Origin of the sequence: Rhizobium sp. Root1334 (genome assembly GCF_001426665.1) — a bacterium.
Lineage (GTDB): Bacteria > Pseudomonadota > Alphaproteobacteria > Rhizobiales > Rhizobiaceae > Pararhizobium.
The window spans coordinates 41,221-66,539 of the sequence record NZ_LMEY01000032.1; the positions used below are offsets into that span (position 1 = coordinate 41,221).

The window sequence follows — 25,319 nt, forward strand, 5'->3', positions numbered from 1 at the left end:
TTGAACGGTTGCTTTGAGAATATGACCATGAATGTCGTCGTCGTGGAATCGCCTTCAAAGGCGAAGACCATCAACAAGTATCTGGGCCCCGGTTACAAGGTTCTCGCCTCCTTCGGTCACGTCCGCGATTTGCCGGCCAAGGACGGCTCGGTTCTTCCGGATGATGATTTTTCCATGCTCTGGGAAGTCAGCACCAAATCCGCCAAGCACATGAAAGATATCGCCGACGCCCTGAAATCGGCTGATCGTCTCATTCTCGCAACCGACCCGGACCGCGAAGGGGAAGCCATTTCCTGGCACGTGCTGGATCTTCTGAACAAGAAGAAACTGATCGCCGGCAAGCCTGTCCAGCGCGTCGTCTTCAATGCGATTACCAAAAAGGCCGTGCTCGACGCGATGGCCAATCCGCGCGACATCGATATCCCGCTGGTGGACGCCTATCTGGCGCGCCGGGCGCTCGACTATCTCGTCGGTTTCAACCTGTCGCCGGTCTTGTGGCGCAAGCTGCCGGGTGCCCGTTCGGCAGGGCGTGTGCAATCTGTCACGCTGCGCCTCGTCTGCGACCGCGAAGCCGAAATCGAGCGTTTCGTGTCCGAGGAATACTGGAATCTTTCGGCGCTTTTGAAGACACCGCGTGGCGACGAGTTCGAGGCCCGCCTGGTTTCCACCGGCGGCAACCGTCTGCCGCCCCGCGGCGTGACCAATGGCGAGGACGCCGGCAAGCTGAAAGCCTTGCTGGATGGGGCCGCCTATACGGTCGAGAGCATCGAAGCCAAGCCGGTCAAACGCAATCCGTCGCCGCCGTTCACCACCTCGACGCTGCAGCAGGCTGCGTCTTCCAAGCTCGGCTTTTCAGCGTCGCGCACCATGCAGGTCGCGCAGAAGCTCTATGAAGGCGTGGAACTCGGCGGCGAGACCGTCGGTCTCATTACCTATATGCGTACCGACGGCGTGCAGATGGCGCCTGAAGCGATCGATGCTGCGCGCAGCGCCATTGGCGACCAGTTCGGCAGCCGCTATGTGCCGGAAAAGGCCCGCCTCTATTCGACCAAGGCAAAGAATGCCCAGGAAGCCCACGAGGCGGTTCGCCCGACAGACTTCACCCGCACTCCCGACCAGGTGCGCAACTTTCTCGACGCTGACCAGCTACGACTCTATGACCTGATCTGGAAGCGCGGTATTGCCAGCCAGATGGCGTCAGCCGAGATTGAGCGTACCACGGCCGAGATCACCGCCGACAACAAGGGCGAGAAGGCTGGCTTGCGCGCCGTCGGATCGGTCATCCGTTTCGATGGCTTCATTGCGGCCTATACCGATGCCAAGGAAGATGGCGAGCAGAGCGACGATGAAGATGGCCGCCTGCCGGAAATCAACGCACGCGAAAACCTCGCCAAGCAGAAGATCAACTCGACCCAGCATTTCACCGAGCCGCCGCCGCGCTATTCGGAAGCATCGCTGATCAAGAAGATGGAAGAGCTCGGCATCGGCCGCCCTTCCACCTATGCCGCGACCGTAACGACGCTGCTTGATCGCGAATACATCGTCAACGACAAGCGCAAGCTGATCCCCGAAGCCAAGGGCCGGCTGGTCACGGCGTTCCTTGAGAGCTTCTTTGCGCGCTATGTCGAATATGATTTCACGGCGTCGCTGGAAGAAAAGCTCGACCAGATCTCTGCCGGCGAACTCGACTGGAAGGACGTTCTTCGCGATTTCTGGAAGGATTTCTTCGCCCAGATCGAAGACACCAAGGAATTGCGCGTCACCAACGTGCTCGATGCGCTGAACGAAGAACTGGCACCGCTGGTCTTCCCCAAGCGCGAGGATGGCAGCGATCCGCGCATCTGCCAGGTCTGCGGCACCGGCAAGCTGTCGCTGAAACTCGGCAAGTATGGCGCTTTCGTCGGTTGCTCGAACTACCCGGAATGCAACTTCACCCGTCAACTGTCATCCGACAGCAATGGCGGCGATGAAGCGGCAGTCTCGAACGAGCCGCTGGCACTCGGCAAGGATCCGCATACGGGCGAGGAAATCACCCTGCGCTCCGGCCGCTTCGGCCCCTATGTCCAGCGTGGTGATGGCAAGGAAGCCAAGCGTTCTAGCCTGCCGAAAGGCTGGACACCGGCCAGCATTGACCATGAAAAGGCACTGGCGCTGCTATCGCTGCCGCGCGATATCGGCGCGCACCCCGAAACCGGCAAGATGATCTCGTCCGGCCTCGGCCGCTATGGGCCGTTCATTCTGCATGACGGCAAGTACGCCAATGTCGAAAGCATCGAGGACGTATTCTCGATTGGTCTCAACCGCGCGGTCTCGGTGCTTGCCGACAAGCAGGCGAAGGGACCGGGCGGACGCGGCGCATCGGCTGCTCCTTTGAAGGAAGTCGGCGACCACCCGGATGGCGGACCGATTACCGTCAAGGACGGTAAATACGGCCCTTACGTCAACTGGGGCAAGGTTAATGCGACCCTGCCGAAGGGCAAGGATCCGGTGTCGGTGTCGATGGAAGATGCGTTGCTGCTGATTGCCGAGCGCATAGCCAAGGGTGGCATCAAGCCGGCCAAGGGCAAGGCAACCAAAGCCGCTGCCAAACCAAAAGCTGCAGCGAAAACCGACACGGCGGCCGCCAAATCGGCCAAGCCCAAGGCAGCGGCGAAACCGAAAGCCGCGGCAAAGCCTAAGGCTGCGGCCAAGCCCAAGACAGCTGCAAAAGCGAAGAAAGACTGAACGTGACCAGAAACCCGCGCGATCGAACCGAACGGCCCGGAAAACCCGCAGTCCGGATCGGACGCGCGGGCAAGAAGGTCATCATGCCCACAGACGACACCGTGATCATTCACGGCGCTGTGCCGCCGCGTGATGTGCTGATGCGGTTCATTTCGGAAAATCCGGACAAGGCGTCGAAACGCGAGATCTACAAGGCTTTTGGCCTGAAGGGCGAAACCCGCATCGAGCTGAAATCCCTTTTGCGCGAGATGGAGCAGGATGGGCTCCTGGAGAAGAAGCGTAATTCGCTTGTGCGCCCCGGCGCCCTTCCTCCCGTCACGGTTCTTGACATCACCACCCGCGACAAGGATGGCGAGCTGATTGGCCGTCCGGCCGAATGGCCGGATGATGCGGGCGTGGCACCCGCCGTTTCGATCCGTCAGTCGAGTGTCGGCCAGTCCAAGGGCAAGACGCCCGTCGGCGGTATCGGCGACCGGGTTCTGGCGAAGATTTTCCCGGCCAAGGATCGCGGCGGTCCGGCCTATACGGCGCGCATCATCAAGGTGCTCGACCGCAAGCGCAACAACAACGCAGCACTGGGCGTCTTCCGGGAAATGCCCGGCGGCGGTGGCCGGATCATGCCGATCGAAAAGCGCGGCGAGGAAATGCAGGTCGATGCCGAGCACCAGGGACCGGCCAAGGACGGCGACCTGGTCGAGGTCGAAATCGTCCGCTCCGGCCGTTTTGGTCTGCCGCGCGCCGCAGTCAAGAACGTCATCGGCTCCGTTGCTACCGAAAAAGCGATCTCGATGATCGCCATCCATGCGCATGGCATTCCCTACATCTTCCCCGACAGCGTCATCAAGGAAGCCGATGCCGCTGGCCCCGCCAGCATGTCGCACCGCGAGGACTGGCGTTCGCTGCCGTTGATCACCATCGACCCGGCCGACGCGAAGGACCATGATGACGCCGTACATGCCGAGCCCGACCCGTCGCCCGACAATGAAGGCGGCGTCATCGTCACCGTCGCGATCGCCGATGTCTCCTGGTATGTGCGGCCGAAATCGGCGCTCGACCAGGAAGCAGCCAAGCGCGGCAATTCGGTCTATTTCCCCGACCGCGTCGTGCCGATGCTGCCGGAGCGGATTTCCAATGAACTCTGCTCGCTCAAGCAGGGCGTCGATCGGCCGGCGCTTGCCGTTCGCATGCGGTTTTCCAAGGAAGGCCGCAAGGCTGGCCACACCTTCCATCGCATCATGATGAAGAGTGCTGCCAAGCTCTCCTACAACCAGGCGCAGGCCGCGATCGATGGCAATCCGGACGATCAGACCGGACCGCTGCTGGAGCCGATCCTGAAGCCGCTTTGGAACGCCTATGCGATCCTGACGCGCGGCCGCGACCGGCGCCAACCGCTCGAACTCAACATGCCCGAGCGCAAGATCGTCCTCAAAGACGACGGCACTGTCGATCGCGTCTTCGTGCCGGACCGGCTCGATGCCCACAAGCTGATCGAAGAGATGATGATCCAGGCCAATGTGGCCGCAGCCGAGACGCTCGAGATCAAGCGCCAGCCGCTGGTCTACCGTGTCCATGATGCGCCGTCGCTCGCCAAGCAGGAGACGCTGCGCGAGTTTCTGGCGACGCTCGACCTTTCGCTGGTCAAGGGCGGCAACCTGCGTTCCAACCATTTCAACGGCATCCTGTCGCAGGCTGCAGACAAGCCGTTTGAGACCATGGTCAACGAGATGGTGCTGCGTTCGCAGAGCCAGGCAATCTACAGCCCGGAAAATATCGGCCATTTCGGCCTCAACCTGATGAAATACGCCCATTTCACCTCGCCGATCCGCCGTTATGCCGACCTGATCGTGCATCGTGCGCTGGTCGGTACGCTGGGGCTTGGCGAAGGCGGCATCACGCCGGCCGAGGAAGCGGCACTCAATGATATTGCAGCCGAGATTTCCACGTTCGAACGCCGGGCAATGGCCGCCGAGCGTGATACCATCGACCGGCTGATTGCCCATCACCTGAGTGGCCGGGTCAACGAGGAATTCGACGGACGCATATCAGGTGTGACCAAGGCGGGACTATTTGTCACTCTTCCGGCCTATGGCGCAGACGGGTTCGTGCCTATATCTACGCTGGGACGCGATTATTTCATCTATGACGAAGCCCACCAGGCCCTTTCCGGCGAAAAAACCGGACTTGGCTATCGTCTTGGCGATCAGATCCGCGTCAAACTGGTGGAAGCCGTGCCGCTTGCCGGCGCGCTCCGCTTCGAGATGATCAGCGAAGGACGCAAGATGCCGACGGCAACGCGCTCCTTCCACAAGTCCGGCCGCAGGGATCGCAGCGGCGCTCGCAAGATGCCGGGAACGCGACCACCGCGCGGCAAGCGATAGAGGATGTGAGGGATGCGCCTTGCGTCCACAGGTTGAGGATATGGACATGCAGGCAACTGGCAGCACTCCGGAAACAGTCCGCTTCGAGCAGACACGCGAAGCCGATCGTCCGGTTGGACGATCGATCAAGCGCGGACTTCTGAACAAGTGCCCGGCCTGCGGCAGCGGCAAGCTGTTTGGCCGCTTCCTGAAGACCGTGCATGAATGCTCGGCCTGTGGCGAGCAGCTGGACCAGCATCGCGCCGATGATTTTCCGCCCTATATCGTCGTCACCATCATGGGCCACATCGTGCTCGGCGGCTTCATGGCAACCGAAATGCTGCTGCCGATGTCGAACTGGGGTCATCTGGCGATCTGGGTGCCGATCACGATCATCGGCTCGCTCGCGATGATGCAGCCGGTCAAGGGCGGTGTCGTCGGCCTGCAATGGGCTCTGAAGATGCACGGATTCGGCGGCCATGCTGACGAACCGGCAGACGCCCTGCCGGTCCCGGACCGGACTGCGTGACAGCCAGTAGTGGCGGGCCGGACGACGGCCCCTCCCTCGATAATGTCAAAATACGGTCGCCGCGGCCGCGCGATGCCGCGTCGATCATGCTGCTCGACCGCTCGCAGGCTCATGTGCGCGTCCTCGTCGGGCGCCGGCACAAGGCGCATGTCTTCATGCCAAACCTGCATGTCTTTCCCGGCGGCCGCCGGGACAGGGACGACCACAAGCTCCCCTTTAGCGGCGATATGCAACCCGCTGTGCTGGAGCGGTTGAAAACCGGTTACAAGCATTCTGCCTCCCATAGCCGCCTTCGCGCCATCGCGCTTGCCGCCATTCGCGAACTGCATGAAGAGGCGAGCATCGCAGTCGGTTCTTCAGGCTGCGGAAACACTCTGTTACCTTTCCTTCCCGATTTGACAAACTTGCGCTATATGGCACGGGCGATTACGCCGCCGGGACATCCGCGCCGTTTCGACACCCATTTCTTCGCCCTGTTCACGGACGAAGCGGGGATCGATCCGGGTGATATCCGCGACAGCCGGGAGCTTGAAGACTTGAGATGGATTGATGTGAACGATGTTTCGGCAGTGCAGTTGCCGGACATTACCGAAATCATCCTTGGCGACTTGAGGGCAAGCCTTCAATCGGACGCATCTCTGCCCTTCGGAAGACCGGTACCGTTCTATTACACCCGTCATGGGCGCTTTGTCCGCGACCTCCTTTAGGGAATTTCATTGCATGTCACAGCCGCCGTCCGGCACGCCTGCGCCGGTTGAGGAAATACACTGGCCATCGCTGGTTGCCGCCGTTGCCGCCATCACGGCCGTCGGCATCGCAATCGGCCTCGGCCTGCCGCTGCTCAGCATCATCATGGAAAAGCGCGGTATCTCCTCGACGATGATCGGCCTGAACTCGGCAATGGCAGGTCTTGCCTCGATGGCGGCAGCGACCGTCACGGCGAAGATCGCCCACCGTTTCGGCGTCGCCAATACCATGCTGCTCGCTATCGTCCTTGCCGCGATCAGTGCGCTCGGTTTCTATTACATCCAAAATTTCCTGCTGTGGTTTCCGCTGCGTGTCGTCTTTCACGGCGCGATCACGGTGCTGTTTGTCCTTTCCGAGTTCTGGATCAACGCCACAGCCCCACCGAGCCGCCGCGGGCTCGTCCTGGGGATTTACGGCACTGTCCTGTCGCTCGGCTTTGCCGCGGGCCCCCTGCTCTTCTCAATCCTCGGCAGCGAGGGCATCCTGCCATTTGCCTTTGGCGCCAGCGTTATTCTGCTGGCAGCCATACCGATCTTCCTAGCCCGCAACGAAAGCCCGGTTCTGGACGAAAAACCCGAACTGCATTTCATGCGTTACGTGTTCCTGGTGCCGACCGCCACCGCCGCCGTGTTCATTTTCGGTGCTGTCGAATCAGGTGGCCTGTCACTCTTTCCAATTTACGGAACCCGCAGTGGCTTCACCGAATCGCAGGCAGCCTTGCTCCTGACCGTCATGGGCATCGGCAATGTGATTTTTCAGATTCCGCTGGGCATGCTGTCCGACCGCATGAAGGACCGGCGCAACCTTTTGGCCCTGATGACCGTTGTCGGGTTGATCGGCGCGCTGTGCCTGCCCCTCCTGCAGGGCAACTGGTGGCTGATGGCTGTCGTGCTCTTGTTCTGGGGCGGCAGCGTCTCCGGCCTGTATACGGTCGGTCTCAGCCATCTCGGTTCGCGCCTGACCGGTGCCGATCTCGCCGCCGCCAATGCCGCCTTCATCTTCTCCTATGCGGTGGGAACGGTGGCAGGACCGCAGGCCATCGGTGCCGCCATGGATATTTCTGGGAATAACGGTTTTGCCTGGGCAATCGCCGGATTCTTCGGGCTTTATGTGGTACTTTCCGTGGTGAGAATCGTTTTCAACCCAAAACGGACTTGACTTTTCGGGTGCGATTTGTAGTTTCGCGCCAAGTTTGCCGGGACCCTTCCCTTGGAAGTCCGCGGCTTTGTTTTTTTATAAAGGCAGGACGACCATGGCGAAAGCTGCAAAAATCAAGATCAAGCTGCTGTCGACGGCCGACACGGGTACTTTCTACGTGACCACGAAGAACAGCCGTACGAAGACGGACAAGATGTCCTTCACGAAGTACGACCCGGTCGTACGCAAGCACGTTGAATTCAAGGAAACCAAGATCAAGTAAGATCTGGTTTTTCTTGTGGAGTTAAGAAGGCGTCGGCTGAAAAGCCTGGCGCCTTTTTCTTGTCGCCCAGTGTGGTACGGGTGAAACGGCGATACAGCCGGGATTAGGCCCTAAAACAAAAACGCTGCCCCCACGACAGGGACAGCGTTTTAATGGGCGTCGGCTGACCGCTACCGCGGCACGAGGAACCGCATTGGCAACAGATCAGCCGACAAACCCCACGACCCAGGAGATGCGGCGGACCTGACATCATGGGGTAACTGATGGGAGTTGCTTTCTCCCTTGCCCCAGAGAATTGACTGAAAACAAAAAAAAATCAATGAATTCTTAACTACGGCGCGCAAGAGCGCCCGGCCATGGTTAATTTAACCATTACCTAATGGACCATCCAGAGCTGATTCTGCGGTGAGCCGATCCTCGAAAGATTGTTTTTAAATGTAGTATTACTTTTTCATAGAATGACGAAATGGCAATGCGAAAAGCCTCATTAAGGCAATCGAAATGTTTAAATATTTGAATTGTATATTTTATTTCGTGATACTAGAAATCACCCGTGATTTTTCCCGTCTACATGGCAGAGATTACGGGCCAATCTGACTACTTTTGCGCGACAAACCATCCACGAGCACGCTTTCCGGTCAGCTTATCGCGCCGTCCGAACAAGCCCGTCTTTTTCCTGTGGAAAACCGCGCAAAAGGCCGATATCCCGCTCAAATCCCTCTCAGGCAGCAGCGGCTACTACCCGGTTGCGGCCATTGTTCTTGGCCTGATACAGCGCCGTATCCGCACGTTTCAGCAAAGCCTCCGCTGTATCGCCTTCCGGGTTTAGCGTCGCAATGCCAAGTGACGCCGTTATCGAGAGACGCCTATCGGAATTCGGCAGAACGAAGCTCCTGTCTTCGACAATGGAGCGCAAGCGCTCGGCGATCGCTGCGGCCGCATCCGCCGGTGTATCCGGCATCACGACAACGAACTCCTCGCCGCCAAACCGGCAGGCAAGGTCGGCGCCACGCACCGTCGAGCGCACACGATGAGCAAAATCACGCAGAACCTCGTCTCCAGCGTCATGACCATAGGTATCATTGACGCTCTTGAAGCGATCGATATCGGTGATGCAGATCGACAGCGGCCGGCCGCGCGCAAGAGCGCGATCGATCAGAAGCTTCAGATGATTGTCGAGATAGCGGCGATTGTGCAGGCCGGTCAGCCCGTCCGTGACCGCCAGCTCGATCGTCTGCTTGACGCTGGCGCGCAGCCGGTCATTGCAATGCTTGCGGCGGATCTGCGTCAGACTGCGGGCAACCAGTTCGTTCGGATCGACGGGCCGCATCAAATAGTCGGTGACGCCCAGATCGAGTGCGCGAACCACCATCTCGTCATGCCCCTGCTCGGCGATGATGAGGAGCGGAATATAGCGCGTGCGCTCCAGCGAACGAAGTTGCGAGCAGAGCCGCAACGGATCGTAGTCATCGAAATTCGAGTTGACGATGACGAGATCGAAACTGTTTTCGGCGGCCTCAAACAAGGCTGCCTGCGGATCCGACATCGCCGTCACTTCCGCAATCGGCTTCAAGGCCCGGATGATGCGCTCCTGCGAGCTCCCCCGGCCATCGACAAGCAGGACATTGCCGAACTCGTCGGGCCGATCCAATGCGGTCATATCCTGCAGGCCGACATTGTGGGCAGTTTCGGCGCGAAGGCGCAGTTCGTCGCTAACATTCTTCAGCCGGACGAGACTTTTGACCCGTGACATCAACTGCAGGTCGTTGACCGGTTTGGTCAGAAAATCGTCGGCGCCGGCTTTCAGCCCCCTCACCCGATCCGACGGCTGATCGAGAGCTGTCACCATGACGACGGGAATATGCGCGGTGCGCGGGTTCGACTTCAGCCGCTCACAGACCTCGAATCCATCAATGCCCGGCATCATGATATCGAGCAGGATGAGATCCACCGGCTGCTTCTCGCAGATTGCCAAAGCCTCATAACCATCGGATGCCGTCAGGACGTCAAAATACTCGGCGACAAGCCGTGCCTCGAGCAACTTGACGTTGGCCGGTATGTCATCGACGACAAGGATCCGTGCAGTCATGCAATCTTTCCTGCCTATAAGCGCTTGAAACAGAAAGCCGGTTCAACTTTCAAATTCGTCTCATGCGCAAGAATATCGTTAAGGGGCTTCTTATTGGAAGCCCCTGGCGCCGCATCAGGCATCGCCCAAATAAGTTTTGATCGTCTCAATAAATTTCGGCACCGAGATCGGCTTGGAAACGTAGGCTTCGCAGCCTCCTTGCCGGATACGCTCTTCATCACCCTTCATCGCGAAGGCCGTAACGGCTATCACGGGGATGACATGCAATTCGTCATCTTCTTTCAGCCATTTCGTCACCTCAAGCCCGGAAACCTCCGGAAGCTGGATGTCCATAAGGATCAGGTCTGGCCGATGTTTACGAGCAAGATCAAGGGCTTCCATACCATTTCGGGTCTGAATGGTCGTGTACCCCGATGCCTCGATCAGGTCACGAAAGAGCTTCATGTTCAGCTCATTGTCTTCAACAATCATAACCTGCTTGGGCATTTCGATCCCTTGATTTACGGTTCCGGCTTGCATGACCATCACATCGCTATAAGTTGCGGCGCGACTGAGCTCACGGCCCCGGAAGCTTGAAGCTACAGCGATTTGGTTGAAAAACCGGTAATATCCGGTAAAAAATTACCTCAATCCGACAAGGACGAATGCGCGTGACCTCATCCGAAGAAACAGCGATTGCCATCCTCGGCTGGCTTGCAAACGAGCCGGAACTGCTGGGGCGTTTCCTGGCATTGACGGGCACTGATCCATCGTCGCTGCGCCACGCCGCCGCCGATACAGGCTTCCTTACCGGCGTCGTCGATTTCCTGATGGGCCACGAACCGACGCTGCTGGCCTTTTGCGAGACAACCGGCACACGGCCCGAGGATGTGGTGCGGGCGCATCTCATGCTGTCGGGACCAGACAATCCCGGGGATTTCTGACCGTGACGGATATCCTCGATTTCGACCATATCCGTCTGACGGACAGGCCGCTGATCGTCTGCGATATCGACGAATTCGTGCTCGAATTCCTGACGCCGTTTCGCAACTTCCTGCGCTCCTGCGGCCGTGATCTTTTGCCCCGCTCCTTCCGCCTGCATGGCAATGTCATCGACCTTGACACTGGTTTGCCGGTCGACGATGCGATGACGAGCGAACTGCTGGAGACGTTCTTTCGCCTGCAGGGCCAGTGGCAGACACCTGCCGATCTCGCAGTCGATACCTTGGCCGGGCTTTCCACCGATGCCGATGTCGTCTTTCTCACGGCGATGCCACCCCGCCACACCAGCGTGCGCCGGGCACTGCTCGACCGCCATGGCCTGAACTATCCCCTGCTTGCCAGCGAAGAACCCAAGGGCCCGATCATCAAGCGCCTGCACGATGCCAGGGATGTGCCGCTGGTCTTCATCGATGATATCCTGCGCAACCTGCAGTCCGTTCAGACCCATGCGCCTGATTGTCTGCTGATCAACCTGATGGCAAACGCCCAATTCCGGGCCATGGCGCCGGACCCGGGCGGCGGAATCGCCAAGGCGGACTGCTGGACGGATGCGGACAGGATCATCCGTGCCCATCTGGTGGGTTAAACGGCGGGCAACGAACCGATCCCGGGCAAAAGAACAGCCGCCGTTTATCTTTCCCTTGAAGCCCATCAAGATTGCCTCTCCATACCTTGAGACTCGTCAGCTTAGGGCGTATCGTGAAAATGTTCAACTTTTGTTCCGATCGATGCAAACAGACGCGCAGCAATTTCCGGGGTTTTGCCGAGACTGCCTCACAGGCCAACCGGCCGGCATTCGCCGGTGCCGGGCCTGCGGCAGCCCGCGCCTGCTCTATCATTCCGAACTCTATCAGCTGACACTCGCCCATATCGATTGCGATGCCTTCTATGCTTCGGTCGAAAAACGCGACAATCCCGAATTGGCCGACAAGCCTGTGATCATCGGCGGCGGCAAGCGCGGCGTCGTCTCTACCGCCTGCTATATCGCTCGCATTCACGGGGTACGGTCCGCCATGCCGATGTTCAAGGCGCTGGAGGCTTGCCCGCAAGCCGTTGTCATCAAACCGGACATGGAAAAATACGTGCGGGTCGGCCGCCAGGTGCGCACTCTGATGCAGGAACTGACGCCGCTGGTGCAGCCGTTGTCGATTGATGAAGCATTTCTGGAGCTCCAGGGCACCGAGCGGCTGCATCATGATCCCCCTGCCCGGACATTGGCCAGATTTGCCCGCCGGGTCGAACAGGAGATCGGCATTACTGTTTCGGTCGGCCTGTCCTATTGCAAATTCCTCGCCAAGGTGGCGTCCGACCTGCAGAAACCGCGCGGCTTTTCGGTGATCGGCGCTGCCGAAGCATTGGATTTCCTCAAGGACAGGCCGGTGACGCTGATCTGGGGCGTCGGCAAGGCCTTTGCGGCAACCCTGGAGCGCGACGGCATCCGCACCATAGGCCAGTTGCAGACAATGGACGAAACCGTCCTGATGAAGCGCTATGGCACATTGGGCCAGCGTCTCTACCGGCTGTCGCGTGGCCAGGATGAGCGCAGCGTTGAAATCAACGGCGAAGCCAAGAGCGTTTCCTCGGAGACCACCTTTAACGATGACCTGTGCGACTATGACGATCTGGTCACACATCTGCGCCGGTTGAGCGAACAGGTGGCCCACCGGCTGCGCAAGGCCGACATTGCCGGCCAGACGGTGGTGCTCAAGCTGAAGACCGCCGACTTCAAGAGCCGGACGCGCAACCGCCGCCTCGACAGCCCGACCCGGCTTGCCGACCGCATCTTCCGCACCGGCATGCAGCTTCTGGACAAGGAAACCGACGGGACAAAATTCCGGCTGATCGGGATCGGCGTCTCCGACCTTTCCAATCCCGATCTGGCCGATCCGCCGGATCTCGTCGATACGCAGGCGACGCGGCGCGCGGCTGCGGAAGCTGCGATCAATACGCTGCGCGATAAGTTCGGCAAGGCGACGGTCGAGACCGGTTATACGTTCGGCAAGGACCGGCGAAAGTAGCAGGCTTCACATTCTCGTGTTCCAGACGGAACGGCAAAGCTTCCTTAAACCTATCAAACTAGGCTCATCTTCTGTCTCTTGCGTCCGGATGTTCCTGATGGTTTTGCGTTTTACATTTGGTCTCGGCTTCGCCCTCGCCTTGTCTGCCAGCGTTGCGTTTGCAAGCGAGCAAGCTCCTCTGCAGATCGTGGTTTCCAGGGACCAGCAGTCACTCGTGGTCTATGACGGCGATACGGTGGTCGCCACCTCCAATGTCTCGACCGGTAAGGCCGGCCATTCGACGCCAACCGGCATTTTCTCGATCCTTGAAAAACGCCGCTCCCACAAGTCGAACATTTATTCGAATGCGCCGATGCCGTTCATGCAGCGGCTGACCTGGTCAGGCATTGCGCTGCACGCCTCCAACCACGTTCCCAGCTACCCGGCCTCGCATGGCTGCATACGGATGCCGGATGCCTTTGCCAAGCAACTCTTCAAGATGACCGGCCGTGGCCTGCATGTGCTGGTCTCCGATCGCCAGTTGACGCCGGCCGCCATCTCCGATCCGTTCCTGTTCCAGCCCAAAGGGAAAGAGCCGGAACTGCTATCGGACGCTACATTGCGGCTGAGCGTTTCGCAGGTCCAGACGCAATCCGTCGAAGTTGCCACGATCGAGCCCCCGCCGGAAAAACCGGCCGCCGTCGAGATGGAAAAGCAGCCGCCGATCCGGATGCTGATCACCCATCGCGGCACACGCGAAATCACCATGGACATCCAGAGCCTGCTCAACGAGCTTGGTTATGCAGCCGGGCTCGCCGACGGCTATGCCGGTATGCAGACCGCTGACGCCATCAAAGCGTTCCAGACTGCGGAACAACTAGCTGTCGACGGCAAGATGACCGCCACCTTCATCGATGCACTCTACGCCAAGGCGGGCAAGGGCAAGCCGCCAAACGGCCAGCTTCTCGTTCGCCGCGATTTCGAGCCGTTGTTCGAAACACCCGTGTTGATCGACCGGCCGGAAGTCGCACTCGGCACGCATTTTTTCCAGTTCCAGGATATCGACGCTTCCACCGGCAAGGGCGAATGGTTCGCCATGACGCTCGACAACACATTGCCTGGACCGATGAAAAAGCGCCTTGGCATCACCATCGAGGAAGACCCGATGGCCTTCAATGCAGCCCAGCGCACACTGGCCCGGATCACGGTGCCGGACGAAACTCGCGAACGGATCGAAGAACTGCTCGCCGAGGGTTCGTCCCTCACCATTTCCGACATGGGCCTTGGCCAGGAAACAGGCGCCGGTACGGACTTCGTGACCGTCACCCGAACCCGATCAAAATCTTGATGGTCCAGCGCTAGACCAGTTCGACATCGATGACGCCCGGCGCGGTCCTCAGCGCCGCCGCAATCTCAGGCGAGATGCGATATCGCTCGTTCAATTCCACCTCGATCTCGCGCTGGCCGTTGTCCTTGATGACGATGAACGACACCAGCCCCTCGCCGCGCGCATTCAGATGCGTGGCGACCGAGCGCAACGGACCGCTATCACGGACATAGACGCGCAGCGCCTTCTGCATCTGCAGCGACCGCTCTTCCAGCGACTGCAGCGTCTGGATGCGCATGCCGATGCCTTCCGGCCGCTCCTCGGCCTGCACCGTCATGACCAGCGATTTTCCGGGCTCCAACAGGTCGCGGTACTGATTGAGCGCCTCCGAAAACAGCACAGCTTCGAACTGTCCGGTTGAATCGGAGAAGGCAATGATGCCCATCTTGTTGCCGGTGCGGGTCTTGCGCTCCTGCTTCGACGTGACCGTTCCGGCCAAACGGCCCGCCGTTGCGCCTTTTTTTACGGACGCAGCAAAATCCGAAAATGTCTGAACACGGATCTTCGACAACAGGTCGTTATAGGTATCGAGCGGATGGGCCGATTGATAAAAGCCCAGAACCTGAAATTCGCGGTGCAGCTTTTCAGACGCCAGCCATGGCGAATAAGGCGGCAGGTTGATCTTTTCCGGACCAGTCGCCGCACCCGCGCCGAACATATCGCTCTGGCCGCTGATCTTGTTGGCCTGGGCGATCTGGGCGAAGCCGAGAATGCGATCGAGGCCGCCCACCAGTTCCGCCCGATCGTAGCCGAAGCAATCGAAGGCACCAGCGCAGATCAGGCTATCGAACACCCGCCGGTTCAAAAGCTTCGGGTCGATCCTCAGGCAGAAATCCTCAAGATTAGCGAAAGGCTCATCACCGCGCACGTCAACGATATGATCGACGGCCGCTTCGCCGACACCCTTGATGGCGGCGAGCGAATAGTAGATGCGGTTGTCGCCGGTTTCGAAGCGGCGGAATGAGGTCTGTACCGATGGCGGGATCACCTCGATATCGAGCCGGCTGGCATCCTGGCGGAAGTCGTTGATCTTGTCGGTGTTCGACATATCCAGCGTCATCGACGCGGCGAGGAACTCGACCGGGAAATGCGCCTTCAGGTAGGCCGTCTGGTAGGAGACGATGGCATAGGCGGCGGCGTGCGATTTGTTGAAGCCGTAGTTGGCGAACTTGGCGAGCAGATCGAAGATCAGATCGGACTGCGGCTTCGACACACCGTTGTCGACGGCACCTGTGACGAAACGGGCGCGCTGCTTGTCCATCTCCTCCTTGATCTTCTTACCCATGGCGCGGCGCAGAAGGTCGGCTTCACCGAGCGAATAGCCCGACAGGACCTGGGCGATCTGCATCACCTGCTCCTGATAGACGATAACGCCCTGGGTTTCCTTCAGCAGATAATCGATCTTCGGGTGGATCGATTCGATCTCTTCCTCGCCGTGCTTGCGGGCATTGTAGACCGGGATGTTTTCCATCGGGCCGGGACGGTAGAGCGCCACCAGCGCGATGATGTCCTCGATGCAGTCGGGCCGCATGCCGATCAGCGCCTTGCGCATGCCGGCACTTTCCACCTGGAACACGCCGACCGTATCGCCCTTGGACAGCATCTCGTAGGTTTTCTGGTCATCAAGCGGCAATGCTTCGAGATTGACCTCGATATTGCGCTTCCTGATGAAATCGACGGCGACCTTCAGCACGGTCAGCGTCTTCAGGCCGAGGAAGTCGAACTTGACGAGGCCGGCCTGCTCGACCCATTTCATGTTGAACTGGGTGACCGGCATGTCGGATCGCGGATCGCGGTACATCGGCACCAGCTGCGACAGCGGCCGGTCACCGATGACGATACCGGCGGCGTGGGTGGACGCGTGGCGGTAAAGACCTTCGATCTTCTGAGCGATATCGAGCAGACGGCCGATCACCGGCTCCTTGTCGACTTCTTCCTGGAAACGCGGCTCTTCCTCGATGGCCTTCGACAGAGGCGTCGGGTTTGCCGGGTTGTTCGGCACCAGCTTGCAGATCTTATCGACCTGGCCATAGGGCATTTCAAGCACACGGCCGACGTCACGGAGCGCCGCGCGCGCCTGCAGCGATCCGAAGGTGATGATCTGAGCCACCTGTTCGCGCCCATACTTGCGCTGCACGTAGCGAATGACTTCTTCGCGCCGGTCCTGGCAGAAGTCGATGTCGAAGTCGGGCATCGAGACGCGGTCCGGATTGAGGAAGCGCTCGAACAGCAGCGAGAAGCGCAAGGGATCGACGTCGGTGATGGTCAGGGCATAGGCAACCAGCGAGCCGGCACCCGAGCCACGGCCCGGCCCGACCGGAATATCCTGAAGCTTCGCCCACTTGATGAAGTCGGCAACGATCAGGAAGTAGCCGGGAAACTTCATCTTCTCGATGACGGAGAGCTCGAAATCCAGCCGCTCGCGATAATCCGTCTCGGTATAACCGGCCGAAAGGCCGAGCTTCTGCATCCGGTCTTCCAGGCCTTCGATGGCCTGACGACGCAGTTCAAGTTCCTCGGCGCGCTCGGCTTCCTTCGGATCATCGGTCGCGCCGGTGAAGCGCGGCAGGATTGGTCCGCGGGTCTTCAAGACGAAGGAGCAGCGTCTGGCGATCTCGATGGTGTTGTCCAGCGCCTCCGGCAGGTCGGCAAACAACGCCGCCATGTCCTTGCGGCTCTTCAGGTAATGATCCGGCGTCAGGCGGAAGCGGCTATCGTCCGAGACCATCGCATTGTGGGCGACAGCCATCAGCGCGTCATGGGCCTCGAATTCGGCCGGCGACGGGAAAAACGGCTCATTGGTCGCCACGATCGGCAGTTCGAGCTTGTAGGCGAGATCGATGACCCGGTTTTCCTGACGGCGATCATATTTGCCGTGACGCTGCAGTTCGACATAGAGACGGTCACCAAAAACCGCGGCAAGCGCCACCAGCCGCGTTTCCGCCAGCGCATGGTGTCCCGATTTCAAGGCCATGTCGACCGGCCCGCCCGAAGCACCGGTCAGCGCGATCAGTCCTTCCGCTCCGCCTTCCTGCAGCCAGGACAGAGCGATGCGAACCGACTGGTTGCCTTCGCCGCCGAGATAGGCCCGGCTGACGATATCGACGAGCCGGACATAACCGGCATCCGTCGCTGCGATCAGAACGATGGCCGGCAGCTTGGCCAGATGCTGGGCATGACCACGCTTCTCGCCCTCGCCTTCATCTTCCATGTCAATCGCAAGCTGGCAGCCGATCAGCGGCTGCAGACCATCGTCCATACATTTCTGCGAGAATTCGAGCGCGGCAAACAGGTTGTTGGTATCGGCAATGCCGATGGCCGGCTGGCCATCAGCGACGGCCTTGCCGATGATCTTCTTGACCGGCAAAGCGCCTTCGAGAAGCGAAAAGGCGGAATGAACGCGAAGATGCACGAACTGGGGTGAAGCGCCACCGGGGGCGGCACCATCCTGCCGCTTGTCGTTTACCGCATCTGCCATGGCACACCCCGATTCCTGTGAAGGCTTCAGGATATCCCGTTTCCATCCACAGAAGTCTAGTTTTCATCCACTATGCGGCAGTATTTTCGAACCGGGCTTGGCTTGTCCACAGTCCTAGCCCTCTTCATTTCCACACGGCAGCGAATGCGTGAAAATGGCCGGTGCCTGGCACCGTTCTACATCCCGATGACAATGATCGAAAAGCTGGCGATGAACATGGCGATGGAGGTCAAAGCGGCGAGATCACGAATGAAGTCAGTCATTGGTTGGCTCCCTTTCCTTTATGTTCTTATATTGTTCCATATTTGTTCATGCGTCAAGCAGCAACAGCAAATCTTCTGCTGCCAGGAAACAGAGATGGTAAACACTTTCTGACCGCCTTTGCGGCAAGGTAACCCGGCATCTGGACGTCAGCAGGCAGGCCAACTAGTCTGGCCGGCAATGCAAATCGGGGGATGATTGATGAAGATGTCACTGGCCGTCATGACGGCACTGCTCGGCCTATCTGCCACGACGGCGCAGGCTGCGGAAACCATCGACCCGGATCGGATCGCTTTCGCTGCGACGGGCGATTGGGACAAGGACGGCAGCTCCGACCTCGCCATGCTGGTGGCCCCGGCCGAAGGGAGCGACGAGGACCACGCAGTCTACATCTATCTCAATGACGGCGACACCGGCCGGCTGAAACTGAAGAGCGTTGTACCGAACAAGGTCTGGGGAGACCTGACCATGGTCGGACGGGCGCCATCGATCACTGCGCTTGCGAACGGCTCGATCCTGATCACCACCCACAACGATTCCGTCGGCCGCGACCGCTGGGAACAGAAGCTGACGATTGCCTATCGCAACTTCGATTTCGCCGTCGCCGGATATACCTATGCGTCCTATGACACGCTCAACCCGGATGATACCACGGACTGCGATTTCAACGTATTGACCGGCAAGGGTATGCGTAACGGCAAGCCGGTCGCGATCACCGGCGAGCTGATCTTCCTCAAGGACTGGACGGATGATCGAGGTCAAAGCATGTGCGGGCTTGAATAGAGCCAGCCCGGTGCCTGTCAAAGCGGGCAGCGGCTAGATTAAAGCTCGACGACCTTGCCGTCCTCGATTGTGACGCGGCGGTCCATGCGGGAGGCCAGTTCATAATTGTGCGTGGCGATCATTGCCGCCAGGCCCGACTGGCGCACCAATGCTTCCAATGCCTCGAAGACATAGCCGGCGGTTTCCGGATCGAGGTTACCGGTCGGCTCGTCAGCTAGGAGAACCAGCGGCGCATTGGCAACGGCGCGGGCAATGGCGACGCGCTGCTGCTCGCCGCCGGACAGCTCCGAGGGACGGTGTTCGGCACGGTGGCCGATGCGCATGTAATCCAGCAATGCGGCCGCGCGTTCACGCGCCTCGGCCTTGTTAAGACCGGCAATCAGCTGCGGCATCATGATGTTTTCGATCGCCGTGAATTCCGGCAGCAGATGATGGAACTGGTAGACGAAGCCGATGTCGTTGCGGCGGATTGCCGTGCGCTTCTCGTCGCCAAGCGCGCCGCAGGATTGGCCGTTGATCAGGACTTCGCCGCCGTCGGGACGTTCCAGCAGCCCAGCCAGATGCAACAGCGTCGATTTACCGGTGCCGGACGGGGCAACAAGCGCCACAGTCTGCCCGCCATAAAGCGAAAAGTCCGCCCCCTTGAGGATCGACAGGGTTTCGTCGCCCTGGCTGTAATGGCGTTCGACGCCGGAAAGCTGCAATGCCACGCGCGCATTCATCGTGTCTGAAATCCCCAATTATTCGTAGCGCAGAGCCTGAACCGGATCGAGGCGCGAGGCGCGCCAGGCCGGAAAGATCGTGGCAAGGAAGGAAAGGCCAATGGCCATGAGGACAACCGACGTGGTCTCACCCAGGTTCATATCGGCCGGAAGCTGACTCAGGAAATAGAGCTCGGGATTGAACAGCGTCGTTCCCGAAATCCAGGAAAAGAACTGGCGGATGGACTCGATATTGAGACAAACCACAACGCCTAGAAGGACGCCTGCAATGGTTCCGACAATGCCGATCGCTGCCCCCGTCATGAAGAATATCCGCATGATGGAGCCCGACGATGCGCCCATGGTGCGCAGGATCGCGATGTCGCTGCCCTTGTCCTTCACCAGCATGATCAGGCCGGAGACGATATTGAGCGCCGCCACCAGAATGATCAGCGTCAGGATCATGAACATGACGTTGCGTTCGACCTGAAGGGCTGAGAAGAAGGTCTTGTTGCGATCACGCCAGTCGCTGATCAATACCTGGCGGCCGGCCGCATCCTCGATCGGCTGGCGCAACTCATCGACCAGGTCCGGGTTGGTGACGAACAGCTCGATCGACTGCGCTATCCCTTCGGCATTGAAATAGAGCTGTGCTTCTTCCAGCGGCATGAAGATGATCGAGGCATCATATTCCGACATGCCGATCTCGAAGATCGCCGAGACAGTATAGGCCTTGATGCGTGGATTGACGCCCATCGGCGTGATGTCGCCTTCCGGCGACACCAGCGAGATCGTACCACCAACGGTGACGCCGAGCTGTTGAGCCATGCGCGAGCCGATCGCGACGCCAGTTCCCGCGGCATACCCGACGAGATCGCCCGCCTGAATGTGCTCGGAAATCGACTTCATCTTGGCAAGATCGTCAGCCCGCACGCCACGAACCAGCGCACCGGTACTGGCGCCTCCCTGGCCTGAGGCTAATATCTGGCCTTCGATCATCGGGATCGCCATGGTGACACCCTTGACGCCGGAAAACTTGGTCGCGAGGTCGGCATAATTATCGAGCGGCCCATCCAGTGGCTGGACGATCATGTGGCCGTTGATGCCGAGAATACGCGAGATCAGCTCCGTGCGAAAACCGTTCATGACAGCCATGACGATGATCAGCGTCGCCACACCGAGCATGATGCCGATGAAGGAAAACCCGGCAATCACCGAAATGAACGCTTCCTTGCGGCGCGAGCGCAGATAGCGCCAGGCCACCATGCGCTCGAATGTGGAAAACGGACGGCTCGACGGCGCCTGCGCGGTCGCTGCCTTTTCCTGTTCTAGCGTCGCGGCGCTCATTCCCTGGTCCCTTATTTCGAGGCAGTCAGCTTGTTGATGGCAGCCTCGATCGTCAATGTTTCGCGGGCGCCGGTCTTGCGGTCCTTGAGCTCGACCTCGCCGTTCGCCACCGAACGTGGACCGGCAATGATCTGCGTGGGAACGCCGATCAGGTCGGCGGTCGCAAACTTGGTGCCGGCGCGATCATCCTTGTCGTCGTACAGCGTGTCGAATCCTGCCTTGTTGAGCGAAGCATAGATGGTTTCGCACGCCGCGTCGCAGGCTTCGTCACCGGACTTCATGTTGATCACAACCGCGTCGAACGGTGCGATCGAGGCCGGCCAGATGATACCGTTCTCGTCATGCGAGGCTTCGATGATGGCTGGAACCAGCCGGGTCGGGCCGATGCCGTAGGAGCCCATGTGCACCGTGTGCTCCTTGCCGTCGGGGCCTTGAACCTTGGCGCCCATGGCTTCGGAATATTTGGTGCCGAAATAGAAGATGTGGCCAACTTCGATGCCGCGGGCCGAGACCTTCTGGGAATCGTCGATGGCGTTAAAGGCGGCTTCGTCGTGCATCTCCGAGGTGGCGGCGTAGAGCGACGTCCACTTGTCGAAGATCGCCTTCATCGCGGCTGCGTCCCAGAAATCGGTATCGTCGGCCGGAATGTCGAAATCGAGGAAGTGCTTGTGGCAGAAGACCTCCGATTCACCGGTATCGGCAAGGATGATGAACTCGTGGCTGAGATCGCCGCCGATCGGGCCGGTATCGGCCCGCATCGGAATGGCGCGCAGGCCAAGCCGTGCGAAGGTGCGCAGGTATGCCGCGAACATGCGATTGTAGCTGTCCACGGCGCCTTCACGATTGAGGTCGAAGGAATAGGCGTCCTTCATCAGGAATTCGCGCGAGCGCATGGTGCCGAAACGCGGACGGCGCTCGTCGCGGAACTTCAACTGGATATGATAGAGATTGAGCGGCAGATCCTTGTAGGACTTTACGTAGGAACGGAAGACGTCCGTGATCATTTCCTCGTTGGTCGGACCGTAGAGCATGTCGCGCTTGTTGCGGTCCTTGATCCGCAGCATCTCGTCGCCGTAAGCGTCGTAGCGGCCGCTTTCCTGCCAGAGTTCGGCCGATTGCAGCGTCGGCATCAGGAGTTCGACGGCGCCGGCGCGGTTCTGCTCTTCCCGGATGATCCTGGTCACCTTGTCGAGAACCCGCTTGCCGAGCGGCAGCCATGTATAGATGCCGGCCGACTGCTGGCGCACCATGCCCGCACGCAGCATCAGCCGGTGCGAAACAATTTCCGCTTCCTTCGGGGTTTCCTTCAGAATGGGCATGAAAAAGCGGGACAGGCGCATGAACAGGTTCCAGAAATTAAAAGCACTTCGCACTATCTTTGGAATCGGGCGAAATAACGTTGAGCCTGCAGGCCGCGCACGCGTCAAGCGCGCAAACCGGACACTGCCGTTTGACTGTTTGCCGCGACGATCCGGCCAGCTGATTCCAGAAGGGGATGCACCGCGCTCAAGCGTTCATAGACGCTTCGCGGCAGGAAGAAAACCCGTCATCTTGTTTGGCGTAACAGGTGAAGGGACGGAGGATTTCAAGGTCCGGAAAAACAAAAATACCTGCGTCAAAAAGGCACGGTAGTAACAGGATTTTGACAGAAGTTGTCAACGGAAAAATTTTACTAGAGTGTAGCAAAAATGCAAAAAAATCGGATGACAACGCATAATGTTTGGGCTAGTTTTGGCCCACAAAAGAGGCAGGGAGATTAAATTCTTGTCGATTTCGCGGTCAAGTCTTGGGAGGATAAGATCTTAGGCGCGGTTACACGCAGCCACCGGTAACGGATAAGGATCACGCGATACTTTAAAGAACAAGGCTTCTGGCCTTGTTTTTTTTTGACTTTTATACTGAAGACATCAGAAGAAAAAATTGATGCCGCCTGAATCGCGGCAATTCTGTGGCGCGCATATCGGGTCACCGGCCATGCAGGCGGTAAGCCGCCGCTATCACAGCCGCGGCAACGCCGGTTATCGCCTCAATAGAACTTCGGTGCAAATTGCGGAATAGAGTCCAGGCCGTAGCCCATTCGGACCGACAGGACGTACCATATGGCATGGATGACAGCAGCAAGCACCGAGGTCATCAAAAAGACCCGCAGTGCGCGAAAACGGGCGGGCGCACTTTCGATGCTGCCAGGAACCACCTCATTCTCCTCCGCCTGCGTCCGCAAGCCGATCGGCAAGACGATGAACAGCGACAACCACCAGATGATGAAGTAAATCGCGAAGGTGGAAAAGATCGGCATTGGGGTCTCTCGTTACGAAGGGAGATGGATGTCTCACCTCTTGGCATCGCGCGTGTAAGCGCCGTTATAACGCTTTCGCCTCTGCGCGACAAATACTGCGCCCGATAAATACAGGCACGCGGTCTTCTGTCACACCTGCTCGAGTTCGATCAGCGTGCCGAAGAAATCCTTCGGATGAAGAAACAGCACCGGCTTGCCATGCGCGCCGGTCTTCGGATTGCCGTCGCCAAGCACCCTTCCCCCGGCAGCAATCAGGCTATCGCGCGCGCTGAGGATGTCTTCAACCTCGTAGCAGATATGATGCATGCCGCCGGCCGGATTTTTCGCGAGAAAGGCTGCGATCGGCGAGTCTGTGCCAAGCGGCTCCAGCAGTTCGACCTTGGTATTTTCAAGCGTGACGAACACGACGTTGACGCCGTGTTCCGGCAGCGCTTCCGGTTCGGTCACCGAGGCGCCGAGCACCGAGCGGTATCGCTCGACCGCTTCGGCAAGATCCGGAACAGCAAGCGCGATATGGTTGACACGTCCAAGCATCGTACGCCGGCTCCTCGCTATCAGAGTTTATTGATAAACACGGTGACGACTGGCTTCTTGCCCCAGACGTCATTAGCCGTGCCACGGATGGCCCGGCGTACCGCTTCCGTCACCATGGCGATATCCTTGCGCTTGCCGCGCGGGATGCTTTCGACGGCACCCAGCACCGCGTCATAGAGCGTATCGTTCATGTCTTCGCCCTCATCGTCAAACTCGGGCAAGCCGATCGGAACGACGATCGGATCGGCGGCGAAATCGTAGCGCGCGTCAAGCTGAACGTTCACCGCGACATGGCCGGCGAAGGACAGCTTGCGGCGCTCGCCGATCCCCATCTCCTCGAAGTCACCGATCAGGCTGCCGTCCTTGTAGATCCGGCCGTGCGGCGCTTCGCCGATGACGGACGCCGGTCCCGGTGCAAGGCGGAGAATATCGCCGTTGCGAACACGCGGGACAGTCTTGATGCCGGACTGAAGGCCAAGCTCGGCCTGTGCCGTCAGATGTGCGGCTTCACCATGAACCGGCACCAGCATCTGCGGACGCGTCCACTGGTACATCTGCTGCAACTCGTTGCGGCGGGGATGGCCGGAGACATGCACCAAGGCTTCGTTATCGGTGACGATGTGGATGCCTTGTTCAATCAAACCATTCTTGATGTCGTTGATGGCCTTCTCGTTGCCGGGAATGGCCCGCGAGGAAAACACCACGGTATCGCCGGCCGTCAGCGCGACGTTGCGCATCTCGTCACGCGAGATCTTGGCGAGTGCCGCGCGGGATTCGCCCTGGCTGCCGGTCAGGATCACCACGACCTTGTCGCGCGGGATGTAACCGAACTCGTCTTCGGCGATGAACGGGTTCAATCCTTCCATCAGACCGACATCGCGGGCGACATCGCAGACGCGCTTCATCGAACTGCCGAGCAGCAGCACATCGCGGCCGGCTTCGGCCGAAGCCTTGGCGATCGAGCGGATGCGGCCGACATTGGACGAGAAGGTGGTGATTGCCACCCGTCCCTTGGCATTCTGGATGATCTTGGTGAGGCTGGCCGAAACCTCCTCTTCCTGGGGCGATACGCCATCGCGCATCGCGTTGGTGCTGTCGCACATCAGCGCCAGCACGCCCTCATCGCCGATGGCGCGGAACCGCGCCTCGTCGGTCAACGGGCCGAGCGACGGCTTATGGTCGATCTTCCAGTCGCCGGTATGAACGACATTGCCGAGCGGCGTGCGGATCACCAGCGACATCGGCTCGGGGATCGAGTGGTTGACGCCGACGGCTTCGATCTCGAACGGACCGACATTGATACGGTCACCTTCCTTGAAGATGGTGATCGGCACCTGGGCGCGGCTGCGCTCGTAGGAGCGCTTGGCTTCCAGCATGCCTGCGGTAAACGGCGAGGCATAGACCGGTACGTTGAGCCCCGGCCACAGGTCGGCCAGCGCGCCATAATGGTCTTCATGGGCATGGGTGATGATGATGCCCTTGAGGTTCTTGCGCTCTTCGGCAAGGAAGCGGATATCCGGAAGCACGAGATCAACGCCGGGCAGATCAAGGCCCGGGAAAGTCACGCCGCAATCGACCATGATCCACTGGCGATGGGAGGGCGAACCGTAGCCGTAAAGGGCCAGGTTCATGCCGATTTCCCCCACTCCGCCCAGCGGCAGGAAGACGAGTTCGTCTTGTTTGCTCAT

Annotated in this window: 21 protein-coding genes; 12 read left to right on the plus strand and 9 right to left on the minus strand. The window is 59.5% G+C overall.

Features of this window, described 5'->3' with window-relative positions:
* Positions 1–27 precede the first annotated feature (27 nt).
* From topA to rpmG, 6 genes are all read left to right on the plus strand, one after another.
* Positions 28–2,724: a type I DNA topoisomerase gene (topA, locus tag ASD36_RS29270; RefSeq protein ID WP_060502109.1), complete on the plus strand. Its 2,697-nt coding sequence runs from the start codon at positions 28–30 to the stop codon at positions 2,722–2,724.
* A 2-nt stretch (positions 2,725–2,726) separates the two neighbouring features.
* The gene (gene rnr / locus ASD36_RS29275; RefSeq protein ID WP_060502110.1) at positions 2,727–5,102 is read left to right on the plus strand and encodes a ribonuclease R; all 2,376 of its coding nucleotides are present in this window, start codon (positions 2,727–2,729) and stop codon (positions 5,100–5,102) included.
* 46 nt (positions 5,103–5,148) lie between these two features.
* Positions 5,149–5,610 (plus strand): DUF983 domain-containing protein, encoded by a 462-nt coding sequence (locus ASD36_RS29280; protein WP_060502221.1) that lies wholly within the window; start codon positions 5,149–5,151, stop codon positions 5,608–5,610.
* Between the two features lie 86 nt (positions 5,611–5,696).
* The gene (locus tag ASD36_RS29285) at positions 5,697–6,317 is read left to right on the plus strand and encodes an NUDIX hydrolase (protein ID WP_060502222.1); all 621 of its coding nucleotides are present in this window, start codon (positions 5,697–5,699) and stop codon (positions 6,315–6,317) included.
* Positions 6,318–6,330: 13 nt separating this feature from the next.
* Entirely contained in the window at positions 6,331–7,515 is a 1,185-nt protein-coding gene (locus ASD36_RS29290; protein ID WP_060502111.1) for an MFS transporter, read from the plus strand.
* Between the two features lie 94 nt (positions 7,516–7,609).
* Entirely contained in the window at positions 7,610–7,777 is a 168-nt protein-coding gene (gene rpmG / locus ASD36_RS29295; protein ID WP_060502112.1) for a 50S ribosomal protein L33, read from the plus strand.
* Between the two features lie 721 nt (positions 7,778–8,498).
* Here the strand turns inward: rpmG and ASD36_RS29300 are convergent.
* Together ASD36_RS29300 and ASD36_RS29305 are read right to left on the minus strand one after the other, a co-directional pair.
* On the minus strand, positions 8,499–9,866 hold the full coding sequence (locus tag ASD36_RS29300) for a PleD family two-component system response regulator (protein WP_060502113.1): 1,368 nt from the start codon (positions 9,864–9,866) through the stop codon (positions 8,499–8,501).
* A gap of 114 nt (positions 9,867–9,980) precedes the next feature.
* A complete protein-coding gene (locus tag ASD36_RS29305) occupies positions 9,981–10,352 on the minus strand; it encodes a response regulator (RefSeq protein ID WP_003547430.1) in 372 nt (123 codons plus the stop codon).
* 164 nt (positions 10,353–10,516) lie between these two features.
* Between ASD36_RS29305 and ASD36_RS29310 the strand changes: the two genes are divergently transcribed.
* The 4 genes from ASD36_RS29310 (at position 10,517) to ASD36_RS29325 (ending at position 14,192) form a co-directional block, all read left to right on the plus strand.
* On the plus strand, positions 10,517–10,789 hold the full coding sequence (locus tag ASD36_RS29310) for a DUF3572 domain-containing protein (protein WP_060502223.1): 273 nt from the start codon (positions 10,517–10,519) through the stop codon (positions 10,787–10,789).
* 2 nt (positions 10,790–10,791) lie between these two features.
* Positions 10,792–11,433: a hypothetical protein gene (locus tag ASD36_RS29315; RefSeq protein WP_060509954.1), complete on the plus strand. Its 642-nt coding sequence runs from the start codon at positions 10,792–10,794 to the stop codon at positions 11,431–11,433.
* Positions 11,434–11,575: 142 nt separating this feature from the next.
* The gene (locus tag ASD36_RS29320) at positions 11,576–12,865 is read left to right on the plus strand and encodes a DNA polymerase IV (RefSeq protein WP_060502115.1); all 1,290 of its coding nucleotides are present in this window, start codon (positions 11,576–11,578) and stop codon (positions 12,863–12,865) included.
* 103 nt (positions 12,866–12,968) lie between these two features.
* Positions 12,969–14,192 (plus strand): L,D-transpeptidase family protein, encoded by a 1,224-nt coding sequence (locus ASD36_RS29325; protein WP_082511970.1) that lies wholly within the window; start codon positions 12,969–12,971, stop codon positions 14,190–14,192.
* A 10-nt stretch (positions 14,193–14,202) separates the two neighbouring features.
* Here the strand turns inward: ASD36_RS29325 and dnaE are convergent, their stop codons facing one another.
* Positions 14,203–17,709: a DNA polymerase III subunit alpha gene (dnaE, locus tag ASD36_RS29330; protein ID WP_060502116.1), complete on the minus strand. Its 3,507-nt coding sequence runs from the start codon at positions 17,707–17,709 to the stop codon at positions 14,203–14,205.
* Positions 17,710–17,870: 161 nt separating this feature from the next.
* Here dnaE and ASD36_RS29335 point away from each other — a divergent pair, with 161 nt between their 5' ends.
* Both ASD36_RS29335 and ASD36_RS29340 read left to right on the plus strand, forming a co-directional pair.
* The gene (locus tag ASD36_RS29335; protein WP_156393937.1) at positions 17,871–18,104 is read left to right on the plus strand and encodes a hypothetical protein; all 234 of its coding nucleotides are present in this window, start codon (positions 17,871–17,873) and stop codon (positions 18,102–18,104) included.
* A 67-nt stretch (positions 18,105–18,171) separates the two neighbouring features.
* Positions 18,172–18,753 (plus strand): hypothetical protein, encoded by a 582-nt coding sequence (locus ASD36_RS29340; protein WP_112834603.1) that lies wholly within the window; start codon positions 18,172–18,174, stop codon positions 18,751–18,753.
* Between the two features lie 38 nt (positions 18,754–18,791).
* On the opposite strand, the gene ASD36_RS29345 is transcribed toward ASD36_RS29340, so the two are convergent.
* From ASD36_RS29345 to ASD36_RS29370, 6 genes are all read right to left on the minus strand, one after another.
* Positions 18,792–19,475: an ABC transporter ATP-binding protein gene (locus tag ASD36_RS29345; protein WP_060502118.1), complete on the minus strand. Its 684-nt coding sequence runs from the start codon at positions 19,473–19,475 to the stop codon at positions 18,792–18,794.
* An 18-nt stretch (positions 19,476–19,493) separates the two neighbouring features.
* Positions 19,494–20,801 (minus strand): lipoprotein-releasing ABC transporter permease subunit, encoded by a 1,308-nt coding sequence (locus ASD36_RS29350; RefSeq protein ID WP_060502119.1) that lies wholly within the window; start codon positions 20,799–20,801, stop codon positions 19,494–19,496.
* Positions 20,802–20,812: 11 nt separating this feature from the next.
* Positions 20,813–22,141: a proline--tRNA ligase gene (gene proS / locus ASD36_RS29355; protein ID WP_060502120.1), complete on the minus strand. Its 1,329-nt coding sequence runs from the start codon at positions 22,139–22,141 to the stop codon at positions 20,813–20,815.
* 686 nt (positions 22,142–22,827) lie between these two features.
* A complete protein-coding gene (locus ASD36_RS29360; protein ID WP_060502121.1) occupies positions 22,828–23,097 on the minus strand; it encodes a DUF1467 family protein in 270 nt (89 codons plus the stop codon).
* A gap of 129 nt (positions 23,098–23,226) precedes the next feature.
* A complete protein-coding gene (gene mce / locus ASD36_RS29365) occupies positions 23,227–23,631 on the minus strand; it encodes a methylmalonyl-CoA epimerase (protein ID WP_060502122.1) in 405 nt (134 codons plus the stop codon).
* 20 nt (positions 23,632–23,651) lie between these two features.
* Entirely contained in the window at positions 23,652–25,319 is a 1,668-nt protein-coding gene (locus ASD36_RS29370; RefSeq protein ID WP_060502123.1) for a ribonuclease J, read from the minus strand.